The sequence below is a fragment of the Asanoa sp. NPDC050611 genome, from assembly GCF_040654855.1.
Classification (GTDB): domain Bacteria; phylum Actinomycetota; class Actinomycetes; order Mycobacteriales; family Micromonosporaceae; genus Asanoa.
Genome location: NZ_JBFAIU010000589.1, coordinates 1 through 2,523 on the forward strand (window position 1 = coordinate 1; position 2,523 = coordinate 2,523).

General features: G+C 74.4%; 3 protein-coding genes. 1 reads left to right on the forward strand and 2 read right to left on the reverse strand.

Features of this window, described 5'->3' with window-relative positions; translation table 11 throughout:
- The coding region (locus AB0H87_RS40605; protein ID WP_360158808.1) for a glycerophosphodiester phosphodiesterase at positions 1-494 on the reverse strand (494 nt) is incomplete at its 3' end.
- Positions 495-748: 254 nt separating this feature from the next.
- Between AB0H87_RS40605 and AB0H87_RS40610 the strand changes: the two genes are divergently transcribed.
- Positions 749-2,131, forward strand: coding sequence for a hypothetical protein (locus AB0H87_RS40610; RefSeq protein WP_360158811.1), 1,383 nt, complete (start codon positions 749-751; stop codon positions 2,129-2,131).
- Between the two features lie 107 nt (positions 2,132-2,238).
- On the opposite strand, the gene AB0H87_RS40615 is transcribed toward AB0H87_RS40610, so the two are convergent.
- On the reverse strand, positions 2,239-2,523 hold a 285-nt coding region (locus tag AB0H87_RS40615; protein ID WP_360158814.1), incomplete at its 5' end, for a hypothetical protein.

The window sequence follows — 2,523 nt, forward strand, 5'->3', positions numbered from 1 at the left end:
GTCAGCAGCCGCAACCGGATCGACACGCCGTCGACCCGGCCCCGGCGCAGGCGGGCGCGCAGCCGGGCCAGCTGCACCGGGTCGCTGGCGGACAGGATGCGGCGCACGTGCGGCTGGCCGGCGAACGCGTCGAGCATCGCCCACTGCTTGGTGCACACCGCCACCGGTACGCCGCGCGCGTGCGCCCGCAACGCCCGCGCGACCTCGGGAGCGACGGCGAGTGACGGGCCCTTGAGGTCGAGCATCAGCCGGGGGTCGCCGGCCGCGGCGGCCAGCACCTCCGGCAGCGACGGCACGACCAGGTTGCGCCGGCGGTTGACCTCGACCCACTGCTCCCAGTAGAGGTGCGGGCCGATCGCCTTGCGGTGCCGGACCTCCAGCACACCCCGGTAGAGGTGGACGTCGGCCTCGACCAGGTCGACCCCGGCCGCGAGCGCGGCGCACAGGCCGGTCAGCGTGTTGCCGGCCCGGTGCGCGACGGAGAGCAGGCTCATGACGCGCAGGTTAGCGGTCGAGAGATGCCCAACCGCCGATCTATGGGCGTCCGGCGGTTGAGCAAACGGCGAACGGTGGTGCCGTTCGTCCGCCGCGTGCCGGCGCTGACCGGGTTGGGCGTCGGCTCACCGCGCAAAGGCCGATGAGGGTGCATACCTGGACCTCGGGCGCCTAAATCCGGCAACTCCGGCAGCGCTGCGTGTTTCACGAGCCGCACAACGGGCACGCGGCCCGCGCATCAAGGGGGTGCACGATGGCCGATGGCATCGCCGCCGCCGCGGCACCGGTCGCGGCCGACCGGGTGATGAGCCCGGAGAGCCTCGAACGCCGGTTGCTCGACGTGGCGGTCCGCGCCGCGGGCGAGCGCGACTGCGGTGGCCTCGACCGGGTGCCCGTCCGCGGCCGCAACCCGCACGTCGTCAGCCTGGTCCGGCCCGAGGTGGTCGACCGGGACGCGCGGGCCGAGGCGGTGGCGGCCGACGACGCCGGCCGGGTCGACGCCGAGGCGGTCGCGGCCTGGATCTGCGAACGCTATCCGGCCGATCGGTATCCGGCCGTGCTGCTCGGGTCGCCGCACGGCGCGGCCGTGCACCTCGCGGCGGCGCTCGGCGCGCCGTGGCTGCCCACGGGATTCCTGCTGACCACCGCCTGGCCCGGTGGTGCCGACGGGGACTGGCCCGCCGCGCTGGAGGCCGGCCGGGAGGTGGCGCGCCGGTTGCTGGCCGCGAACCCGGGTGTGACCGTGCGGCAGGTGCACGACCCCGTGCAGCGCGGCCGGCTCTGCGGCACGACCCTCACCTTCCACGTCCGCTGGCGGCGGGTCCCGAGGGCCTACCGGGACTTTCTCGCGAAGCGGCTGGACGGTGGCGTGGCCATCGTCGTCCGGGACGCGCGGACCTGGCCCGTGACGACGGTTTCGCCCGGGCACACGTTCCAGATCGGCAGCCCGGTCAGCGGTTGGCGACCGGGCGACTACAGCGCCGAACACGCGGCGTTCCGGCACACGCTCCACCAGAGCGGTTGTGCACTGTGGACCGAACCGGAGCCCGGCGTGCCGGCGCAGTACGCCGAGCTCGCCGGCGAGCCCTCGTTCGAGCAGCACCTGCGGCGGCTGCGGCCGCGTTCGGTGCACCGGGTCATCTACCGCCGGCCCGGCGCGCTCAGCGGCTGCGTGGCGGACCTCCACCGGGACTGGTTCGCCGCCGCGGCGCGCGGTGGCGAGGCCTGCGCGATCGAGTCGGACGGGTTGCTCGATCCGTGGCTGGCGCTGTCGCACGGGATCGTGCCCTACTGGTGCGAGTCCGCGGCCCGGCCGACGGTGGCCGGCGCCGAGTGGTGGCTGGCCGGCAGCCGCCGGTTCGAGCGCGTGCGGGTGCTGCCCGCGCCGCCCGGGTCGACCTCCGACGCGTACGTCGGGCGGGCCCAGTGGCGGGCGCTGGCCTGGTTCGGCCGCCGTGAGGGCATCGTGGACGACCTCGCGCTGCGGCACTACCCGCACCTCCCGCTGGCGACCAGCCACGCGACGCAGGCGCTGCGGCGGTGGGGCCGGCGCCGGGAACCGCCGCGCCCGCGGCCGGCCGAGGTGGTCGGCGCGCTGCGCCGGGACGCGGAGGCGCGCGGGCTGCTGGTCCTCTGACGGCTAATGTGAGGCGGATTCTCCGGATTCTCATCTTTTGTGCCGTGGTTCCGGCACTATCGGCCGTACGGGCCCGGACGAGCCGCGTGTCCGGCTCGGTACCGGAGTTACCGGCGAATCAGCTGTTTCTTACGGGGGATCAGGATGAAAAAACGTGCGCGGCTGGGAGCCGTGGCAGTGATGAGCGCGATGGGACTGCTCGCCGGCGTGCCCGCGTTCGCCCGTGTGCAGTCGGACATCAGCGGCACGGGTACGGACATGTGCGCGACCACCGAGCCGGCCGACGAGTGGGCCGAGGTCGCGAGCGAGACGGTCAGGACCCGGTCCTTGTACGTGGCGTTCAGCGGCCGGTTCTTCTTGCCAGGGTCGACGGTCTTCGCCTGTACGCCGTT